A 19692-nucleotide genomic window follows, 5' to 3' on the forward strand; every position below is an offset into this window, starting at 1 on the left:
GAGATCTTATTGAAGAGCAGCAGGATTTATATGAAGAGCTTGCTGATGATTGGGCCCTGCTCGATGAAGATCTTGATAAACTAGAGCGCTCTTTTGCGGAGATTGTAGGGGAAGACTTTGAAGGTGGCGAGGAAGAGGAAGAAAGCGACTTCGATGAAACGTATGAATCGGTGTCTTGCCCTAAATGTGGCCATGTTTTTTACTACCAACCAGAAATGTATGAAGAAGACGAGCCCCTTCAGTGCCCAAACTGTGGGGAGTCTTTTGCTTTACCGGCAGAAGAATAAAACCGGATAGGAGGTTACGGGATGGATAACATTCGTGAAGACCTGGATTTTGAATCTCAGGAGAGGAATACTGAACAGGAAGAAATTCTAATGGAAGAACAAGGAATGGTAGAGGAACGAACTGTTCAGGGGAATGTTCACATCTCGGAAGAAGTTATTACCGAACTTGCAAAAAAGACTTTAACTATCATCCCAGGTGTGCAACCGGCAAGCCCCGGCCTTGTTTCAAAACTTGGTTTAGTAGGGCGGAAATCCATAGATGGGGTCAAGGTGTCGGTAGAAGAAAACGTTACGCCACCAATAATTACTGTGGACGTTTTTGTTTTGGTGAAATATGGTCTTCGCATTCCAGATGTAGCGTGGGATGTACAGGAGTCTATTAAAAACAATCTTGAGCAATATACTGGATACCTTGTGAAAGCTGTTAATATCAATGTGCAGGGGGTTTTTTTTGACGACCGTACCTCTCAACAAAATCAGCCTGGGCAAATATCTCCTGATCTTGAACATACTGTCGAAGGTCATGAGGTTAAAACCGAGCCTGGCGAAGAAGCTGATTTGAAATAAGCTTGATAGCATATATGTTCGACAGGCCGGCTAAAAAGCCGGCCTGTCGTATCCTGGGGGTGGTGAGACGTGTATCTTTACTGGAAAAATACAACTCTTGGAAGTATCAATTTTTCCAAGGAGGGGGTTTCTGCTTTTATTAATGCAATGCTTATGCCTTCTTATACGTGCAAGGAAGTGGCTCTTTCCAGAAGCGAAAGTTCTCTTTATATTGTATTATCCATGCCTCATCCCCATAATGTTCTTGAAGTTAAAATGCTGGAAGATAAGCTTTCAGACGCTCTCTCTGCTATGGGGTTAGGTGTCCATATTTCATGGACAGAAGAAAAGAAAGAGGCTGTTCGAAAAGAGCTTCCCGTTCAACTTCAGAAACCTTGGTTTTGGGCTGCTTGCGCCGCAGGAGTAACGGCTCTTGTCCATTTGCGTATTCGAGGCATCCTCTGGACGGCCGCAGTTGGTATCCTTACTTATTTAGTGGCTCAATATGCCCTTTCTAATAATGGTCAAAAAGCGATACGTGGTTTTATACAATATATTCGAGAGATCATCAGGAGGTAAATGTTGAGTAGAAACATCCTTCCCCAAAAAAGGCGCAGATCGCGAGAGATCGCTCTGCAGGTTTTATATGCTCTTGATATTCGTAATTGTGACTCAGTAGATCAGATTCTTGATTTTTATCCCGGGGACGATGAGGAACCGGATGTAGTATCTTATGCAACTGTTTTAGTAAAAGGAGTCTGGGATTCTCGTTTTGAAATCGACACTCTTATCAGAGAACATGTGGTAGGTTGGCGGCCTGAACGTATGGTGGCTGTTGATAGGGCTGCTCTTCGTCTAGCCATTTTCGAGGGCATTATAAAGCAGATGATACCTATCCCCGTGGCTATCTCCGAAGCTGTAGAATTGGCGAAAGCTTTTGGAACAGAAGAATCTGGACGATTTGTAAACGGAGTCTTAGGAAGAATCGTTCGAGCACTTTCTCTAGCAGAAAAGGATGAAAATCATGTCGGGGATGACTCTCCCCACTCTCACAGTTGACGAACTTACTTCTCGCATACAGGCCCTTTTTTATGCTGATGCAGTTCTTCAAAATCTTGTAGTAGTAGGTGAAATAGCTGAGATTACAAGACATACGAGTGGCCATGTATACTTCACTCTCACTGGGGATGAAGGGCGTCTTTCATGTGTTTTATTCAAATCTGATGCTGCTCGTGTCCCGTCATGGCCTAAAAAAGGGGATGAAGTCTTAGCTGAAGGTCGTATCGGTTTGTATCCGCCCCGTGGAACATATCAACTTTATGTGCGTCGTTTAACACCTCTTGGGGTAGGAGCTGCTGCTCGAGCTAAAGAAGAGCTTCGTTTACGCTTAGAAAAGGAAGGTCTCTTTGACCTGCGGCTGAAGAGGAAACTGCCTGACATTCCAAAGAAAGTAGCGGTTATAACTTCAGCTACAGGGGCTGCTATCCGAGATGTATTAAAAGTATCACATAATCGTTTCCCTCAGTGTGACATTATAATTTTACCCTGCCTTGTTCAAGGATACGATGCTCCTGTAGACATTTGTACGGCTTTCAGCCGAGTCCGCACTCTTAATTCCATAGATGCAGTGATGCTTGTACGCGGTGGAGGGAGTCGAGAGGATCTTAATCCTTTTGATGACGAGAGGGTTGTGCGGGCCATTCGAAGCTGTCCCTTCCCTGTTGTAACAGGAGTGGGGCATGAGATCGATATGACATTGTCGGATCTTGCCGCTGATGTAGCTGCTTCTACGCCATCTGCAGCTGCAGAACGACTTTTTCCTGATAAAATTGACCTTCTCCGTAGAGTAGAATATCTTTCTTCTTCGTTGCTTGGTGCCGTGAGAAACGATGTTAGAAATTCACAAAGAAACCTGAATCTTTCTCAAGATGCGCTCACGGGAATTATGCACACATTAGTTCGAAAGAATGAAAAAGAGCTCTTTGATATTCGGAAAGACATGCTTCGACTCGTTTCCGCCCGTTTTCAGGAAAACAAGAAAGCCTTAATAGCAGCGATAGGGGCTCTTAATGCCCTTTCACCTCTCTCTATCCTTTCGCGCGGTTTTATTAGCTGTACGAGAGAAGATGGCACAGTGGTCAGTTCGGTGAAACTTTTACACCCTGAGGACAAGTTGGCTCTTTCTTTTATTGATGGGCGAGCACTGGTTCGAATCGAAGAAGTGCAAAGTTCATAGGAGGAGAGGTAGATGGCGTTGCCTTCACCAGTTTCTTGGGATGCAGAGAAAAACAGGCTCAAAATTCTAGATCAAAGACAGCTTCCATGGAAGGTGTCTTTTCTCTTTTGTAGTTCGTATCTAGATGTCGCCGAAGCCATAGAGACTTTAGCTGTTCGTGGAGCGCCGGCTATAGGAGTTACAGCTGCATATGGAGTGGCCCTGTCTGCCCTACATGGGGAGAAAAAAAGCGTAGATTTGGCGTTGAAAAGACTTGCTTCCACCAGGCCTACGGCTGTTAACCTTTTTGGGGCACTTCATAGAATGAAAAAACGAGCGGCAACGTTAGGTAGCAAGGTTTTGTTTACAGGACTTCTAGAAGAAGCCCATAAAATTTTAGAAGAGGATTTAAAGGCGAATCGACAGATGGGCGAATTGGGGCAAACCTTATTCCCTCAAAAATCTATAGTTTTAACCCATTGTAACGCTGGGGCTTTAGCAACTGCTGGATATGGCACTGCACTTGGAGTTCTGCGAGCTGCTCGGGAACATGGGAAAGAGATCAAGGTTTTTGTAGACGAAACTCGGCCAGTTTTTCAGGGAGCCAGGCTAACAGCGTGGGAGCTCCTTCAAGATGGTTTCGATGTTACTGTAATTTGCGATAATATGGCGGGGGCATTAATGCAAAAAAACGCCATTACTTCTGTTATTGTGGGGGCCGACCGGATTGCTGCCAATGGAGACGCAGCGAACAAAATAGGTACCTATAGTCTTGCTATTTTAGCCCATTACCATCAAATCCCTTTTTATGTTGCAGCTCCTACAACAACCATTGATTACTCTGCGAAGGCTGGTTCTCATATTTGTATAGAGGAGAGGGATGGTACTGAAGTTCGAACTTCTTTGGGGAGTCCCCTTATTCCAGATTCTTTTCCTGTTTGGAATCCCGCTTTCGATATAACCCCTTCGCAGCTCATTTGCGCTATTATCACTGAAAAAGGCGTGGTATTCCCGCCTTTTATTGAAAATTTGGCGAAGCTATAACAATCAGTTCTTATCCGAGGAGGAGTATTCTTATGAAGGATCGCATTGCGAACATATCATTGGCTCCGAGTGGCTATAAAAAAATCCGGTGGGCGTGGCATTTTATGCCGGTTCTCAATGCTTTATCGGAGGAATTTTCTTCTACTCAGCCTTTTCAGGGGATGACTCTTGCTGCGTGCTTACATCTTGAAGCCAAAACGGCATGTTTGCTCCTTACCCTTAAAAAACTTGGAGCTGAAGTATGGACTGCTGGAAGTAATCCTCTTTCCACTCAAGACGATATTTGTGCCGCCTTAGTTTCTGAAGGGATCCATGTTTTTAGCCATCATGGAATGACGGAGAAAGAATATACAGAAAATTTAAGAGATGTTCTTACGTCTCGCCCTCAAATTCTTATCGATGATGGTGCGGATCTAACTGCTATCCTTCACGCGGAATTTTCTCATCTTGTATCAAGCGTTCGAGGAGGAGCAGAGGAAACTACCACAGGGGTCAAAAGACTTAAAGCCATGGAAAGGGAAGGCCTTTTAAAGATCCCTTTTCTTGCTGTAAATGACGCATATAGCAAATTCCTTTTCGATAATCGCTACGGCACTGGACAATCGGTGCTCGATGGCCTTATGCGAACTACGAACATGCTTATTGCTGGGAAAAAAGTGGTAGTTGCGGGGTATGGATGGTGTGGTCGAGGTGTGGCCATGCGAGCTCGCAGCATGGGAGCCACTGTGATTGTTGTGGAGACAGATCCTCACAGAGCCTTTGAAGCTCTCATGGATGGGCATCAAGTAATGGATATGAAGCAGGCAGCTCCTTTGGGGGATATTTTCTTAACTTTGACAGGAAATACTCGTGTGATTCGACGTGAACATTTTGAGCTCATGAAGAGTGGCGTGATTTTAGCAAATGCCGGGCACTTCGATGTGGAAATCTGTAAGGAAGATCTATTATCTCTAGCTTGTTCTGTAGAGTCGACACGAGATAATATCGAGACTTTTACTTTCCACGATGGTCGGAACGTTCATCTTCTTGGCGAGGGACGGCTTGTAAATTTAGCCTGTGCTGACGGTCATCCTATTGAAATTATGGATTTGAGTTTCGCATTGCAGTTGGAAGCTGCTCTGTACCTGGCTACGAATAGTATGAAGCCAGGTGTTTATGGAATACCTCTGGCTCTTGATCGTCGCGTTATGGAAGTTAAACTTGCGTCAATGAATATTTCGTTGGAGAGCCTTACTCCTGAACAGGAAAAATATATGAAGAGCTGGGAGGAATAATACATGGCCTGTCTCTTTAAAAATGTTTACGCCTATGACGGACAAATGTCTCATGCCTATCTCTGTGATGTACTCGTAGAAAAAGGCTATATCTCTCGAATAGAAGGAGCGGGAAGAATAGCAGAGGAACACTTTTCTCTTATAGATTGTGATGGCAAAAAAGCACTACTCCCAGGTTTTGTGAATGGGCATACTCATGCTGCAATGACTCTTCTTCGAGGGTTAGGGGAAGAAACGCCTTTGATGACATGGCTTAAAGAGCAGATTTGGCCTATTGAAGCCAAATTGACTCCAGAGCGAATCTATTGGGGGACAGCTATTGCCCTTTTGGAGATGGCCTCGTGTGGGGTTACTTGTTTTGCCGATATGTATTTTGAAATGGATCAAGTAGCCCAGGCGGCAGAGATGATGGGGATGAAATGCGGTCTTTCCAGAGGGCTTATTGGTGATGACCCGAAACGAATTGAGGAGAATCTAATCCTTATCGATGAATGGCATGGGAAAAACGGACTTATAACGGTTCAACTTGGCCCTCATTCTCCTTACACTGTCCCTATGGCCGCCATGAAGACTATTGCATCTTTGGCAATAGAACGGAACGTTCGAGTTCATACACACTTCCTGGAAACGGAGTGGGAGTTATCATATCTTGAAGACGAGCTTCATTGTCATCCTGTTGATTATTTAGAGAAAGTTGGTTTGCTTGAAACCCCTGGAACGATACTTGCTCACGGCGTGTGGTTCCCAGTAGAAGACATTTCGTCTCTTATTGGCACAAATGTGACTATCAGTCATAATCCAAATAGCAATTTAAAGCTTGGTAGCGGAATTATGCCTCTTCCCCAAATGCTCAATGCAGGGCTTCATGTTTCTTTAGGGACAGATGGGGCTGCCAGCAACAATAGGCTTGATATTTGGGAAGAAATGCGCCATGCCGCTTTGATTCATAAAGGAGTGCATAAAGATCCTACCATAGTCAGAGCCAAGGAACTCTTAAACATGGCAACCCTTTGGGGTGCTCAGAGCCTTGGGTTTGAAAAAACAGGATTGATTCGGGAAGGCTGGGATGCGGATCTTGTTTTAATTGATCTCGATACCCCTCACTACCTTGGCTTTGACGAGGAGAATCTTCCCGTATATATTGTCTATGCGGGATCTTCAGCCGATGTGGAGGCGACCATGGTGAAGGGGCGATGGATATATTTTAATGGAGAATTCCCCTCAGTTGACAGGGAAGAAATATTATCTCAGGCTGCAGAGGCCCGTAAAAATTTGATTCGTAAGTAATGTGAAAGAAGGGGAGAATAAATGCACTGGAGAACAGGGAAAGAAATACGCTCTCTATTTATTGACTTTTGGATATCGAAAGGGAGCAAACATTGCCCTAGCTTTTCATTAATACCGAATGATCCTACATTGCTTTTTACAATAGCTGGTATGGTCCCATTCAAGCCTTACTATTTAGGGATTGAGCAGCCAGATTTTACGCGAGCGGTAACTTCTCAGAAGTGTGTTCGAACAAATGATATAGAAAATGTAGGACGTACGGCACGACATCATACGTTCTTTGAAATGTTGGGGAATTTTAGTTGGGGAGATTATTTTAAGAGGGAAGCGATTACGTGGGCGTGGGAATTCCTCACTGATGTTATAGGCCTTGAACCTGAGCGTCTTTACGCTACCATCTACAAAGATGATGAGGAAGCTTACTCTGTCTGGAGGAATGAGGTCGGACTTCCAAACGAGAGAATCTATCGCTTCGATAAAGATGAAAATTTCTGGTTTATGGGCAATGTTGGGCCGTGTGGTCCTTGTTCTGAGATTATTTACGATCAGGGGCCGGACTTCTCTTGCGGAAAACCTACTTGTGCTGTGGGATGCAGCTGCGATAGATATTTGGAGATATGGAATCTTGTCTTCACCCAGTTTGATCTTCAGGAAGACGGAAGCCTCAAACCACTACCTAAGAAAAACATAGACACAGGGATGGGCTTAGAGCGACTCACGTCTGTCGTTCAAAGAGTGAGAACTGACTTTGAAACAGATTTATTTAAACCTTTAATTGATCATGCCTGTTCCATGACCGGCGTTACATATGGGGCTTCTCGTTCTGATGATCTTGCAGTGAGAGTCATAGCGGATCATGTACGTTCCGTTGCATTTATGATCGCTGATGGAATATTGCCCTCTAACGAGGGGCGTGGATATGTTTTGCGCCGCTTGATACGCAGAGCAGCTCGTTACGGGAAACTTCTCGGCTTGGATCGTCCCTTTTTACTTGATTTCCTGCCAGATGTCCTTCAGCTCATGGCGGATCCGTATAGAGAACTTGTGGACAACCGTCCAATGATTGAACAAATTGTAGCTATGGAAGAAAAACGTTTCGGGAAAACTTTACAGCAAGGTACTGAGTTGATAGATCAGGAAATTTCTTCTTTGAAAGGCCAAAGAGGGCACGAGCTTTCTGGTGCGGTGGCCTTTGAACTGTATGATACGTATGGTTTCCCTCTCGAATTGACAAAGGAAATCTGTGCAGAGAACGATGTTGATATTGATGAGAAGGGTTTCCAGGAAGAGATGGAGAAGCAGAGAGAACGTGCACGTGCCTCTAGCAAGCAAATAAGCAGTGAAATGAAGGGAGATGTTTATTCTCTCATAGCAGCGGATATAGGGCTTACAGCTTTTGAAGGATACACTCTATCTGAACAGGAGACAGAGGTTCAGGCCTTAATTAAAGACGGGCAACAGATACATACTCTTTCTGCTGGAGAACGTGGCGAAGTTGTTTTGAAAGCCACTCCCTTTTATGCAGAACGAGGAGGACAAATAGGAGATCAGGGTTTTTTGATTGCTCCTGGAATGAAAGCTCATGTTCTTGATACGACTGTCCAGACCGCTAATCTCATTGTTCACTCTGTGTCTGTTCTTGAAGGGGCTTTATCAAAAGGAGATATAGTTAAAGCGTCAGTCAATAAAGAGCGCAGAGATGCAATTCGCAGAAATCACACGGCCACCCATCTCCTACACGAGGCTCTTTCAAGGGTATTAGGAAATCATGTTCGTCAGGCAGGCTCCTTAGTCAACGAACATTTTTTGCGTTTCGACTTTACTCATTTCGAACAGTTGTCAAGGGAACAAATAGATGAGGTAGAAGAAATTGTAAATGAGCGAATTCTCGATAATATCCCCCTTGAGTTCCTGGAAAGCAGTTTAGAAGAAGCGAGAACTATGGGTGCGAAGGCTCTTTTTGATGAAAAATATGGAGATGTTGTACGGGTTGTACGTATCCCAGATTTTTCGATGGAACTGTGTGGTGGCCTCCATGTAGATGCTACTGGTGATATTGGGTTGTTCAAAATTGTTCGAGAGGAAGGCATTGGAGCTGGGACTCGACGCATTACAGCCATAACAGGGATGGAAGCGCTGAAGAAATATCAACAGAATTTTAAAGTCTTGGATAGCCTTTCAAATATGTTGGCCCTTACAGATTCTTCCTTATTGGTGGAGCGGATAGATGGGATGCAAAATGACATTCGAAACCTTACACGGAAGATAGAAGAACTTCAATTGAACAATTTGGCTGCAACTATGGATACATCTGTTCGTTCCGAGAAATATCCTGACGGGACCACTCTTTCTACAGGGAGTTTTAAGAATGTTCCCATAGATATGCTACGGGAGTTAGGGGATCGTATTAAAGCTAAAACGAAGAAAGTTGTTATTGTTCTCTTTACAAAAACAGGAGAGGGCAGTATACAGCTTATAGCTATGGCTGATAATGAAGCTGTGGCTGGAGGCATACACTCTGGGAAGATTGTACGAGAAGCTGCTGGAATTCTTGGTGGCGGTGGCGGTGGGAAACCCTCTATGGCTCAAGCAGGTGGGAAAAACCCGGAAAAAATTGCCGAAGCTATTGATGCTGTTAAATCTCTAGTGAAGAAACAGTTGGAAGCTTGATAATGGAGCGCATTTTGGCTCTTGATATTGGAACCAAAAGGATAGGTGTTGCTGTATCCGATCCCCTGGGAATGTTTGCTCAGGGGATCGGTTATATTCCAGCAAAAAAAGAATGGCTGGAAGATCTCGATCGACACGTAGCTCACTTTAACCCAACTGTTATTTTAATAGGTTTGCCATTGCGTACCAATGGACGTTGCGGCCCAGAGGCAGAAAAGATTCAATGCATAGCCAAAGAAATTGCTGATAGATATGCTAATATTTCAATTCAGCTTTGGGATGAGCGTTTCACAACCACACTAGCTCAGCAGGCCTTGTTGGAAGGAGATGTCTCCCGCAGTAAAAGACGGGAAAAAGTAGATCAACTGGCAGCGGTACTTATTCTTCAGAATTATCTTGATTACAGGAGAGGTGTGTAATATTTGAAACTTCCTCCTAACGTAAAAATGACACCGATGCTTTCCCAATATGTGAAATGGAAAGGAAAATATCCAGATTGCCTCCTTTTTTTCCGAATGGGAGATTTTTATGAGATGTTTTTTGATGATGCTCATATAGCCTCAGAGGTTCTGGATATTACATTGACCAGTCGAGACCCTGAAAAGAGCATTCCTATGGCAGGAGTTCCCTACCATGCAGTGCATAATTATTTGGGACGGCTTATTAAAGCTGGATATAAGGTGGCCATTTGCGAACAGATGAGCGAGCCAGATGGGAAAACCCTTGTCGAGCGCGAAGTGATTCGCATCGTTACTCCCGGAACATATGTTCCAGAAGATGCGGGAGAGGAAGGACGACTCGCAGCTCTTTCCATCATAAATGATGACAGAGTGGCTCTGGCCATGCTTTTAGTAGATACAGGGCGTCTTGAAATGGGGACCCTCGCTACAGAAGAGGCTCTTTCTGTCCTTACCGCCTTTAATCCAGGAGAAGTGCTTATAGAAGATACGACACAGAAGGATGCCCTCCCACCAGAGCTTCAGGAATTCTTTTTACTGAAGCGTTCTCGTGAACATTTCGTACCAGAAAGTTCTACTCGATGGTTATGTCAAATGTTGAATGTTCCTTCTCTGAGTGCCTTTGGGGTTGATGATGGCTCTTCAGAATGTGGTTGCGCTGCTGCTGTGTTGCGTTACTTGGAAGAGACCCAATTCGGAGCTATTCATCATATTACGCGTCTTTTCCCTTTAAGAGAGCAAGCATATCTTTATCTAGACACCACATCTCAACGTAACTTGGAGTTGGTGGACAGTGATGGCCCTACTTTATACTCGGTGCTCAACAAATGTAAAAACCCTATGGGGCGCCGTTTGTTGAGACAGTGGATTCTTCGCCCATTACTTGATGTAGCAGAGATTCATAAGCGGCAAGAAGGGGTAGAGGAACTTTTACAAAATGCCACATTGCGTATTAATCTTCAGAAGACACTAAGTTTGTGCCGAGATATAGAGCGAGCATCCTCTCGATTAAGTCTTGGAACGGGAGGGCCTCGAGATCTTGGAGCTATCCGAGACACACTTCAGCTTTTACCAGAAATACTTGAGCTGTGTATGAGCGGATTTCTTTCGTCATATGTTGAAAAGAATGAACAGTTATTAACCCTCAGGACTCTTTTGTCCTCCTCTCTTAACGACGAGTTGCCACGAAGCCTTCAAAGCGGTGGTGTCATTCGTTACGGATATAATGAGGAGCTTGATTCTTGGCGGGATCTGAAAGATCACGCCGATGAATGGTTAGGGAAATATGTGGAGAGAGAAAGAGAAAAGACAGGCATTCCGAAACTAAAAGTAGGAAGCAACAAGGTTTTTGGTTATTATCTGGAAGTAACTCGAAGTAACGCAGACAAAGTCCCTGAAAACTATATACGCAAACAAACTCTTGTTTCTGCTGAGCGTTTTATAACTACAGAACTCAAAGAATTTGAGGAAAAAATGGTGGTTTCCGAGCAGAAAATAGTAGATATAGAGGGTGTCCTTTACAAGGAACTCGTGAAAAAGACTTTAACTCATATCATGGAAATACAAGATGCCGCCGCCATGATAGCGCAACTCGACGTTTTAGCATCGTTGGCTCAGGTTGCTTGGGAGCGAAATTATATTCGTCCAGATCTTGACGAAAGCCTTGAGATACATATAGCAGGAGGGCGTCACCCCGTTATAGAAGCTACTTTTTTGGATCAGCCTTTTGTGCCTAATGATGTAGACCTTGATGGAGAGGGCATTCGGATCGCTCTTATTACAGGGCCTAACATGGCGGGGAAATCCACATATCTTCGTATGGCAGCTCTTCTTGTTATTATGGCTCAAATGGGATCTTTTATCCCTGCATCCTCTGCAAAAGTGGGAGTTGTAGACCGAGTTTTTACTCGGATCGGAGCTCGAGATGAGTTGGCTCGCGGAAACAGTACTTTTATGGTGGAAATGATCGAGACAGCTAATATTCTCCATAACGTAACAGATAGAAGCTTAGTGGTGCTTGATGAGGTTGGGCGAGGTACATCTACTTACGATGGAATGAGTATTGCATGGGCTGTTCTTGAATATCTTCACAATGATTGTAATGCACGCCCAAAAGTTTTTTTTGCTACACATTATCATGAGTTAGTGGATTTGGAGAAAAAACTATCTGGGTTGAAAAACTATAGTATGGCAGTTCATGAAGGAGGGGAAGGGATTACTTTCCTCCATAAAATAGTTGAGGGACCAGCTGATCGTTCCTATGGGATAGAAGTGGCTCGCTTGGCAGGTATCCCTTCTACAGTTTTAAAGAGGGCTTTCCATCTCCTCGAAACTTTTGAAAAGACGGAAGAGATGAAGCCTCTTCCTCTGGTGAATGAACCGAGTCATCAGATAAGCCTTTTTCCTGTAACCAGTCAGGCTATAATTGAAGAACTAGCTACGATTAATCCAGATAAAACGACGCCTTTCAGAGCTTTAGAGCTCTTATATAAGATTACAGATCGCTGTCGAGAGGAGCTTCGAAAAAATGGGGATTTGTAAACTCTCAAAAGAGATAGCTCTCAAAATAGCTGCGGGAGAGGTTGTAGAGCGCCCAGTATCTGTTGTAAAAGAAGCTATAGAAAACTCTTTGGATGCTGAGGCCTCCCGCATTCTTATAACTCTTATGGAAGGTGGAAAAACATCTATCGTAGTAGAAGACGATGGGGTAGGAATTACCTGGGAAGACATGCCTTTGCTCCTTACTCGATATGCGACAAGTAAAATTTCCTCCCTTGAGGATCTCTCTCATATAGGTACCTTAGGATACAGAGGTGAAGCTTTGGCAAGTATTGCTTCCGTCAGTTGTATAGATATTCGAAGCAAGGCAAGGGGCGCTGAAATTGGTGGGTTTCTTCAGGCAGAAGGGGGTACTATTACATGCTTGGATCAGCTCCCATGGAAAGAAGGGACGCGGGTTCAAGTCGAGAACCTTTTCTTTAACTTTCCTGCCCGTAAGAAGTTTCTGCGGAGCAGTTTGGCGGAACTTAAGAGAATCTCCACGGTGGTGCGAGATTATGCTGTCGCGTATCCTAGCGTTTCCTTTTCACTTTACCATAAAGGAAATAAAACATTTGAATCTCTGGGAAATGGCGAGCGTATTAAAGTTTTACAATCTCTTTGGGGGCTAGCTCCCGAGATACGGTCTACTGTAGTGCAATGTGGTTCTGTTTCTCTGGAGTGTTGGTGGCAATCAACTCCAGGTCGGCAGCGTAATTCCATTACTACCTTTGTCAACGGAAGAAGTGTTTCTGACCCCCTTATCAAAGGGGCAGCTTCAGTAGCCTGCAAGGACTTATCAGGGAACTGGATGCTCTTTTTTTCTCTGCCAGCCGATTTAGTGGATGTGAATATTCACCCTGCCAAAGCAGAGATACGGTTCCGGTATCCTTCCGAGATTTTTGAGGTGGTAAAGGCCGCTGGTCAGGATTTGCAAAGCAGAGCTACAAAACTTTTTGTGTTCCCTGATTATCCAGCCATGCTAGGGGAAGACAATAAAAGAGACGTTCCTTTGCCGCACTCTTACACTCCCTGTATGTTAGCGCCTGATAATTTTTTTACACGAGTTTCTTCTCCAGGTGACGTTCTAAAAATAAAAACAGGAAGCGATTCCTCTATTTCTTCTTTAAGTAGTGACGATGTGGAAACAGAAAGAAAATTTCTTGACGATTTTTCTTCCAGATCGCAGGTTCGATTTATATCTCAAATGGCATCAGGATATCTTCTTTTTGAGCATAACGGGGCTTTAACTCTTATGGACCCCCATGCAGCTCATGAACGAGTGAAATATGAGGAAATAGTACGCCAGATAGCAGAGCATGGAGTTGTTTCTCAAAAATTGGCACCTTCTCTCCCTATCCCTCCCTCTCTTGCTACAGATGCAACAGAGTATTTAGATAAATTGAGAGAAGCAGGTTTTTCTTTTGAGACGGAGAATGGACAGCTTTTACTTTCATCAGCTCCCGATCTCCAAATAGAAGGAGGAAGCGGCCCTTTATTTCTTTTGAGAACAGCTATATTGATGTGGCAAGAGACAGGATCTCGATCGATTGATGACGTTCTTTGGAGGAAATGGGCTACGGCAGCCTGTAAAAAAGCAGTTAAAATTACAACCCGATGCTCGCCCCAAGAAGCACTTCATCTTTGGGCATCTCTTCATTTATGTTCAAATCCAGCTGTGTGTCCTCATGGTCGCCCTACTACTTTAACGCTAGAAGAACTACAGATCGAACAATATTTTGGGAGGGAAAAATAATGAATATCCCCCATCAGCTTATTGCTATTATAGGCCCTACTGCAGTAGGAAAAACTCAACTGAGTCTCTATTTGGCGGAGAGGCTTAATGCTGAAATTATCTCTGTAGACTCAAGGCAAGTTTATCGTTATATGGATGTTGGAACTGACAAGGTATCTCCTGAAATTCAACGTCACATCTTACATCATCTTTTAAATGTGGTAGATCCTGACGAAATTTTTTCGGCAGCTGATTTTGTTGAAAGAAGCATGTCTTGCATAAAACGTATCGCAACAAGAGGGCACGTGCCTTTATTTGTAGGGGGGACCCCTTTCTATTATCAGGCACTTTTCGAGGGAGTGTTAACGCAGGATCTTCCTCGTGATAGAGACGTGACTGATGAGCTTGAGATGTTTGCGCAGCAGCAAGGCAATAGCGCTCTCCATGCTAAGTTAGCCGATGTAGACCCGGTCAGAGCGTCACAGCTTCATGAAAATGATGTGCGTAGGGTAAGCAGAGCTCTTGAAATTTATACTCTTACAGGAAAAACTGCTACATGGTGGTACTCTCAGGGGAAGGAACGAGGCGCTCAATTTTGCCCCCTCTATATCGGATTGAATAGGCCTAGGCCTTTATTGTTTCAGACAATAGAAAAACGTGTTCGTGAACAATTTTCTACTGGATTTGTCGAAGAGGTAGAATGGCTGCTTGCTCATGGTTTTGATGAACGTTTCCCATCTATGCAAGGTTTTGGTTATAAAGAAATTGTTGAATATCTTAGAGGTTCCATTACGAAGGAAGAGGCAATAGAGGGAGACATTAGCGCCACTAAAAAATTTTCCAGAAGGCAGATGACATGGTTCAAGAAGTTTTCCCCAACTCTGTGGTATGATATCTCAGATAGAAACATAGAATCTCTATCAAGCGAGGTTTATGATGCTTACTTAAGGCATCTTGAAAGGGGCAACGAAATCTGAGTCGTGTTATTATAGCAAACCCGACGGGGTTTTGTTTTGGTGTACGAAGGGCTATAGAAGCATTGGAAGACATTCTAACAAAAAGAGGCTTAGTATACTGTATTGGTATGCCCATACATAATCCCCAAGAAGTAGACCGTTTAGTCCGAAAGGGGCTTGTCGTTGTTGATTCTCCTGAGTTAGTTCCACCCTCGTCTCAAGTTTTCGTTAGAGCTCACGGTATATCTCCTACCCTTTTTTCGGTTCTAAAACAGCGGAGTGCATGCGTTATTGACGGAACATGCCCTTTTGTAAAAAAAGCCCAGGAACGCGCCAAACATTTGGCAGAAAGTGGCTATTTGGTCTGTATTGTCGGAGATGCGAGTCATCCGGAAGTAAAGGCCTTGCTAGGAACGGTAGGAGGGCATGCGATTGTTGTTCGAAATATAAACCAGGCAAAAGATATTGGTAAAATTTCTAAATTAGGGGTAATATCACAAACGACACAAGATGAAAAAGATTTTTCCTCTATAGTGGCAGAGTTAACACTTCATACAAAAGACATGCGAATATATAATACGATTTGTAATGCCACGCGGGCTCGACAGAATGCAACACGGGAACTAGCAAAAGTAGTGGAAGGTATTATTGTAATTGGTGGAAGAAATAGTGCCAATACTGGTAAACTTTACGATATTGCCAAATCTACGGGGGTTGACGTCGTCTGGATAGAGCACGCCCAAGAGTTGGATAGGGGGTGGTTATCGGGAAAGGCCCGAATAGGAATAGCTGCTGGAGCCAGTACTCCGGATTGGCTAATTCATCAACTGAAACAAACTATGGCGATCACGTAGGAGTCAAGGGGGATGGAAGGTTATGGTAGAAGAAATGATTAATAATGAGTTTGAAGGAACTGAAAATCTTGAGAGCATGGAGACCATGCTTAAAAATTATGAAGTTGAGGAAATCCACAAAGGTAAGGTCGTAACCGGAACTATTGTGGGAGCCACGGATGATGGGTGGCTTGTGGATGTAGGATATAAATGTGAAGGTTTTCTTCCCAGAAGAGAATGGTCACATAAAATTTTGGTGGAAGAAGAAGATGAGCCTTCTGTAAATGATGAAGTACAGGTGCAGGTCATTAACGTTCGCCACGGCGAAGATGCACAGCTTCTAGTAAGTAGATGGCGCTGTGAGTTCGACAGCAGATGGGCAGAATTGGAGAACTACCTTTCCTCCCATGAACTCATTACAGTGAGAGGGCTCCGCAAGGTTAAAGGTGGCCTTATGGTAAATTGCTTTAACCTTGAGGGCTTTATTCCTATCTCTCACCTTGCTGAAGAAGGTCGAGGCGTAAATCCCGGCCGTTTTGTTGGTGAAGTTTTTGATGTGAAATTGCTGGAAAAAGATCGCCGTAAACGGAGACTCGTCCTTTCCAGACGTCTTCTTGTGGAAAAAGAAGTAGAAGAAGAAAGAGAGAAGTTCTATGCTTCAGTAGCAGAAGGGGACATCCTGGAAGGGAAAGTAAGTAGTATTACTTCTTTCGGCGTATTTGTCAATCTTGGCCCTATCGACGGTCTCGTACATATTAGTGAGCTTTCTTGGAAGCGGAATATAAAGCCCAAAGAAGTAGCTAAAAAAGGAGACACAGTGAAGGCCAAAGTCATTGGCATAGATAAAGAAAACAATCGCATTTCTCTCAGTATCAAACAAACTCAGCCAGACCCTTGGACTCTTGTTGAGGAGAACTGGAAGTCAGGAGATAGGGCTAAAGGTCTTGTAACCAATGTTACGAACTTCGGCGTTTTCGTAGAAGTAGAGCCTGGCATAGAGGGTCTCATTCATATTGGCGATCTGAGTTGGGCTCGCATTAAGCATCCGAGAGAAGTTCTGAAAAAAGGGCAGGAAGTAGAAGTTATAGTCCTAGAGGTTGATGCTGAGAAGAAACGCATGAGCCTTGGATACAAGCAGCTCCATGACCCTTGGGCTGGAATAGAAGACCGCTATTCTAAAGGACAGGATCTTACTGTTAAAGTTGTACGGCTTGCAGATTTCGGGGCTTTTGTTGAGGTTGAAGAGGGAGTAGAGGGACTTATTCATATCTCCCAACTCAGCACAAAACGAGTAGACAAGCCTGAAGATGTTTTATCTGAGGGAGAAGAAATTCTCGCTAGGGTCATTGAAATTAACCCCGCAGAGCGACGAATGAGATTAAGCATCAGCGCTCTTTACGAAGAAGAGATCCGCAAGCAGCGAGAAGAGGAAAGGAAGAAGAAACAATCTCAGAAAGAAGAAGAGCACAAACACAAACAGCAAACCTTCCATGAAGAAGAACCCTCTATTACGATAGGGGATGTACTTAAAGATATTCTCAACAAATAAGAAGTTCAGGGGCTGCTCTTCATGCAGCCCCTTTTCATAAGAATGCATAAACATAAATAAGAGGGGCGAAATTTATGGGAACGCTGCAAATTAGAAAATACCCTGACCCAATTCTTCGGCGTGAGACTGAACCTGTAGAAGAGTATGGGCCAGATTTAGTAGAACTTATAAACGAAATGAAAACTATTATGTTAGAAGAGGATGGGGTCGGCCTAGCCGGTCCACAGGTGGGGCTTCCCAAAAAAATAGCTGTTGTTTTTTACGAGGGTACGCTCTATGTTTTGATTAACCCTGTTCTTATTTCTAGTGAGGGCGAACAAGCAGGAGAAGAAGGATGTCTCAGCTTCCCTGGCATATATGGAAATGTGGTGCGCCCACGCAATGTTGTGGTCGAAGCCCATGACGAGAAGGGCATTAAGCGCACGTTAGAAGCGGACGGATTTTTAGCGAGAGCTTTTCTTCATGAGATGGATCATCTAGAAGGAAAGCTTCTCATTGATCACTTTTCCCCTCTTAAAAAAAATATTATTCGTAAAAGAATGCGACAACTGGAAAGGGATGAAAGGCAACGATGATCTCTTGGTTTATTGGGGCCGGTTCTTTCGCAGCTCTTTGTCTTCGTCATTTAACTACAGACTATGGTATGGCTTTCGATAAGATTATTACAAGTGAGCCAACACGGGGAGGACGAGGAATGAAAGAAAGGCCATCTCTTGTGGAAGAGGTAGCCAAGGAACTAGGATTTCCAGTCTGTAGAACAGGAAAATTATCGCAAGATAACGGCTTAAAGGAAGCTTTGCTCACATCTATGCCAGAAATAATTGTGGTAGTTGATTTTGGGCAGAAAGTTCTTGATCCTTTCCTTAGTGTTCCTCGTTGGGGTTGTTTAAATATTCATCCTTCCTTGTTGCCTCAATATAGAGGTGCCGCTCCAGTTCAACGTGCAATTATGGATGGATGTCAAGAAACAGGGGTTTCGGTCTTTAGACTTGTCGAGGAAATGGACGCCGGTCCAATCTTGGGACAAAAACGTATTCCTATCGATTCTCATATAACATCTGGGGAGCTTTTCCAGATTTTAGCCAAAGAAGGTGGCAATTTACTGAAAGTAGTTGTAAAATCATGTATCGATGGGAATAGTGAGGTAAGAGAACAAAATTCTAAATTAGCCTCCTATGCACCGAAAATAGAGAAAAGAGAGACTTATCTTGATTGGAATCAAAAAGCAGCACATTTTCATAACCTAGTCCGAGCCTTAAATCCCCAGCCTGGTGCATATGTGCTTGTTAAAGGGCGGCGGCTCAAAATATGGAAGACAGCTTTAGGCGATACTTTCTCTGGTTCCCCTGGGGAAGTGGTTGGCTTCCATGATGAGTTCCCAGAGATAGGGGTGAACGAGGGTTCTGTTCTTCTTCTTGAAGTCCAACCGGAAGGGCGACGTGTCCAGTCAGGAGCAGAGTGGAGTAGGGGTATCCATCTCAAGAAAGGGGACTATTTAGATGGCTAGTCACGAAGAGGTTCTAGCACGTCTTGTTGAGCGCTACGATTGGCCAAAAGCGGTAGCTGTGACAGGAGCCCTTGGTTCTGGAAAAACAGAGTGGGTACTTAATTTAGCGGTGGGACTTCAGGCTGCTGGAGATAAAGTCACGATTGCCGACATTGACATCATTAATCCGTATTTTTGTATCCGCCAAGTGTCTGAAACTCTCGAAAGTAAAGGCCTTTCTGTAATTACTATCCCTGATCAGGGAAAATGGTTAGATATGTCTCTTGTCACTCCTAAAGTTGATTGGGCCCTTCATGATGAAACAAGCCGTTTGCTTATGGATATAGGCGGAGATGCTGAAGGTGCTTTAGCTCTAAAACAATTCGAGCCTATCATAAAAAAAGTAGGCTATCGTTTAATTCTTGTAGTAAATTCTTTCCGTCCTCAGACCTCTACAATTTTTCGCATAAAGAAAATGATGGAAAAAATGGAAAATATTTGTGGCCTTGAAGTTAATGCCCTCATTTGTAATTCTCACCTTATGAAGGAAACGACAGTAGCAGATGCTGTAGAGGGTATTCAAACGGTAATTGAGGCTGGTCAAGCTTTGGAACTTCCCGTTCTATACGCAGGTGTGGATTCTACCCTTGCTTCGGCAGTGGAGAAAAAGTTGGATGATCTTTCTATCTCTGTTCCCATATGGCCTCTTTCCAGATATATGCTTCTCCCGTGGGAGGATGGCTATATGTGGTCAAGTAGAAAGTTAAATGAGGATAAATCCCATTCGTAGAAAACCAAACGTATTAAAAAGTGG

General features: G+C 43.8%; 17 protein-coding genes and 1 pseudogene. All 18 read left to right on the plus strand.

Going from position 1 to position 19692, the window contains the following annotated elements; translation table 11 throughout:
• Nucleotides 1-287, plus strand: a pseudogene (locus B3L97_RS02255) (hypothetical protein); the annotation flags it as partial.
• Nucleotides 288-308: 21 nt separating this feature from the next.
• Entirely contained in the window at nt 309-854 is a 546-nt protein-coding gene (locus B3L97_RS02260; RefSeq protein WP_286933636.1) for an Asp23/Gls24 family envelope stress response protein, read from the plus strand.
• A 69-nt stretch (nt 855-923) separates the two neighbouring features.
• Nucleotides 924-1412 carry a hypothetical protein gene (locus B3L97_RS02265; RefSeq protein WP_286933638.1) on the plus strand — a complete coding sequence of 163 codons (489 nt, stop codon included), beginning with the start codon at nt 924-926 and terminating at the stop codon, nt 1410-1412.
• Nucleotides 1413-1415: 3 nt separating this feature from the next.
• On the plus strand, nt 1416-1892 hold the full coding sequence (gene nusB, locus B3L97_RS02270) for a transcription antitermination factor NusB (protein ID WP_024822178.1): 477 nt from the start codon (nt 1416-1418) through the stop codon (nt 1890-1892).
• A complete protein-coding gene (gene xseA, locus B3L97_RS02275; RefSeq protein WP_051461107.1) occupies nt 1858-3069 on the plus strand; it encodes an exodeoxyribonuclease VII large subunit in 1212 nt (403 codons plus the stop codon). The genes nusB and xseA overlap by 35 nt, the downstream gene beginning before the upstream one ends.
• A 12-nt stretch (nt 3070-3081) precedes the next feature.
• A complete protein-coding gene (gene mtnA, locus B3L97_RS02280) occupies nt 3082-4092 on the plus strand; it encodes an S-methyl-5-thioribose-1-phosphate isomerase (protein ID WP_286933650.1) in 1011 nt (336 codons plus the stop codon).
• A 32-nt stretch (nt 4093-4124) separates the two neighbouring features.
• Nucleotides 4125-5366, plus strand: coding sequence for an adenosylhomocysteinase (locus B3L97_RS02285; protein WP_024822181.1), 1242 nt, complete (start codon nt 4125-4127; stop codon nt 5364-5366).
• Between the two features lie 3 nt (nt 5367-5369).
• Nucleotides 5370-6653: an amidohydrolase gene (locus tag B3L97_RS02290; protein WP_286847627.1), complete on the plus strand. Its 1284-nt coding sequence runs from the start codon at nt 5370-5372 to the stop codon at nt 6651-6653.
• A gap of 21 nt (nt 6654-6674) precedes the next feature.
• The gene (gene alaS, locus B3L97_RS02295) at nt 6675-9323 is read left to right on the plus strand and encodes an alanine--tRNA ligase (RefSeq protein WP_286847626.1); all 2649 of its coding nucleotides are present in this window, start codon (nt 6675-6677) and stop codon (nt 9321-9323) included.
• A 2-nt stretch (nt 9324-9325) separates the two neighbouring features.
• Nucleotides 9326-9742, plus strand: coding sequence for a Holliday junction resolvase RuvX (gene ruvX / locus B3L97_RS02300; RefSeq protein ID WP_024822184.1), 417 nt, complete (start codon nt 9326-9328; stop codon nt 9740-9742).
• A 3-nt stretch (nt 9743-9745) separates the two neighbouring features.
• The gene (mutS, locus tag B3L97_RS02305) at nt 9746-12322 is read left to right on the plus strand and encodes a DNA mismatch repair protein MutS (protein ID WP_333593008.1); all 2577 of its coding nucleotides are present in this window, start codon (nt 9746-9748) and stop codon (nt 12320-12322) included.
• Nucleotides 12309-14075: a DNA mismatch repair endonuclease MutL gene (gene mutL / locus B3L97_RS02310; protein WP_286933652.1), complete on the plus strand. Its 1767-nt coding sequence runs from the start codon at nt 12309-12311 to the stop codon at nt 14073-14075. Before mutS ends, mutL begins: the two co-directional genes overlap by 14 nt.
• Nucleotides 14075-15031: a tRNA (adenosine(37)-N6)-dimethylallyltransferase MiaA gene (miaA, locus tag B3L97_RS02315; RefSeq protein WP_286933653.1), complete on the plus strand. Its 957-nt coding sequence runs from the start codon at nt 14075-14077 to the stop codon at nt 15029-15031. Before mutL ends, miaA begins: the two co-directional genes overlap by 1 nt.
• A gap of 11 nt (nt 15032-15042) precedes the next feature.
• Nucleotides 15043-15864, plus strand: a complete 822-nt coding sequence (gene ispH, locus B3L97_RS02320; RefSeq protein ID WP_333593010.1) for a 4-hydroxy-3-methylbut-2-enyl diphosphate reductase — start codon at nt 15043-15045, stop codon at nt 15862-15864.
• A gap of 22 nt (nt 15865-15886) precedes the next feature.
• Nucleotides 15887-17392, plus strand: coding sequence for a 30S ribosomal protein S1 (locus B3L97_RS02325; RefSeq protein ID WP_024822189.1), 1506 nt, complete (start codon nt 15887-15889; stop codon nt 17390-17392).
• 74 nt (nt 17393-17466) lie between these two features.
• Nucleotides 17467-17967, plus strand: coding sequence for a peptide deformylase (gene def, locus B3L97_RS02330; protein WP_024822190.1), 501 nt, complete (start codon nt 17467-17469; stop codon nt 17965-17967).
• Nucleotides 17964-18899 carry a methionyl-tRNA formyltransferase gene (fmt, locus tag B3L97_RS02335; protein WP_286933654.1) on the plus strand — a complete coding sequence of 312 codons (936 nt, stop codon included), beginning with the start codon at nt 17964-17966 and terminating at the stop codon, nt 18897-18899. The genes def and fmt overlap by 4 nt, the downstream gene beginning before the upstream one ends.
• Complete coding sequence (locus B3L97_RS02340) at nt 18892-19668, plus strand: ATP synthase (RefSeq protein ID WP_024822192.1); 777 nt, start codon at nt 18892-18894, stop codon at nt 19666-19668. The genes fmt and B3L97_RS02340 overlap by 8 nt, the downstream gene beginning before the upstream one ends.
• Nucleotides 19669-19692: the final 24 nt, after the last annotated feature.

This window comes from Aminobacterium sp. UBA4834, from assembly GCF_002400205.1.
GTDB lineage: Bacteria > Synergistota > Synergistia > Synergistales > Aminobacteriaceae > Aminobacterium > Aminobacterium mobile.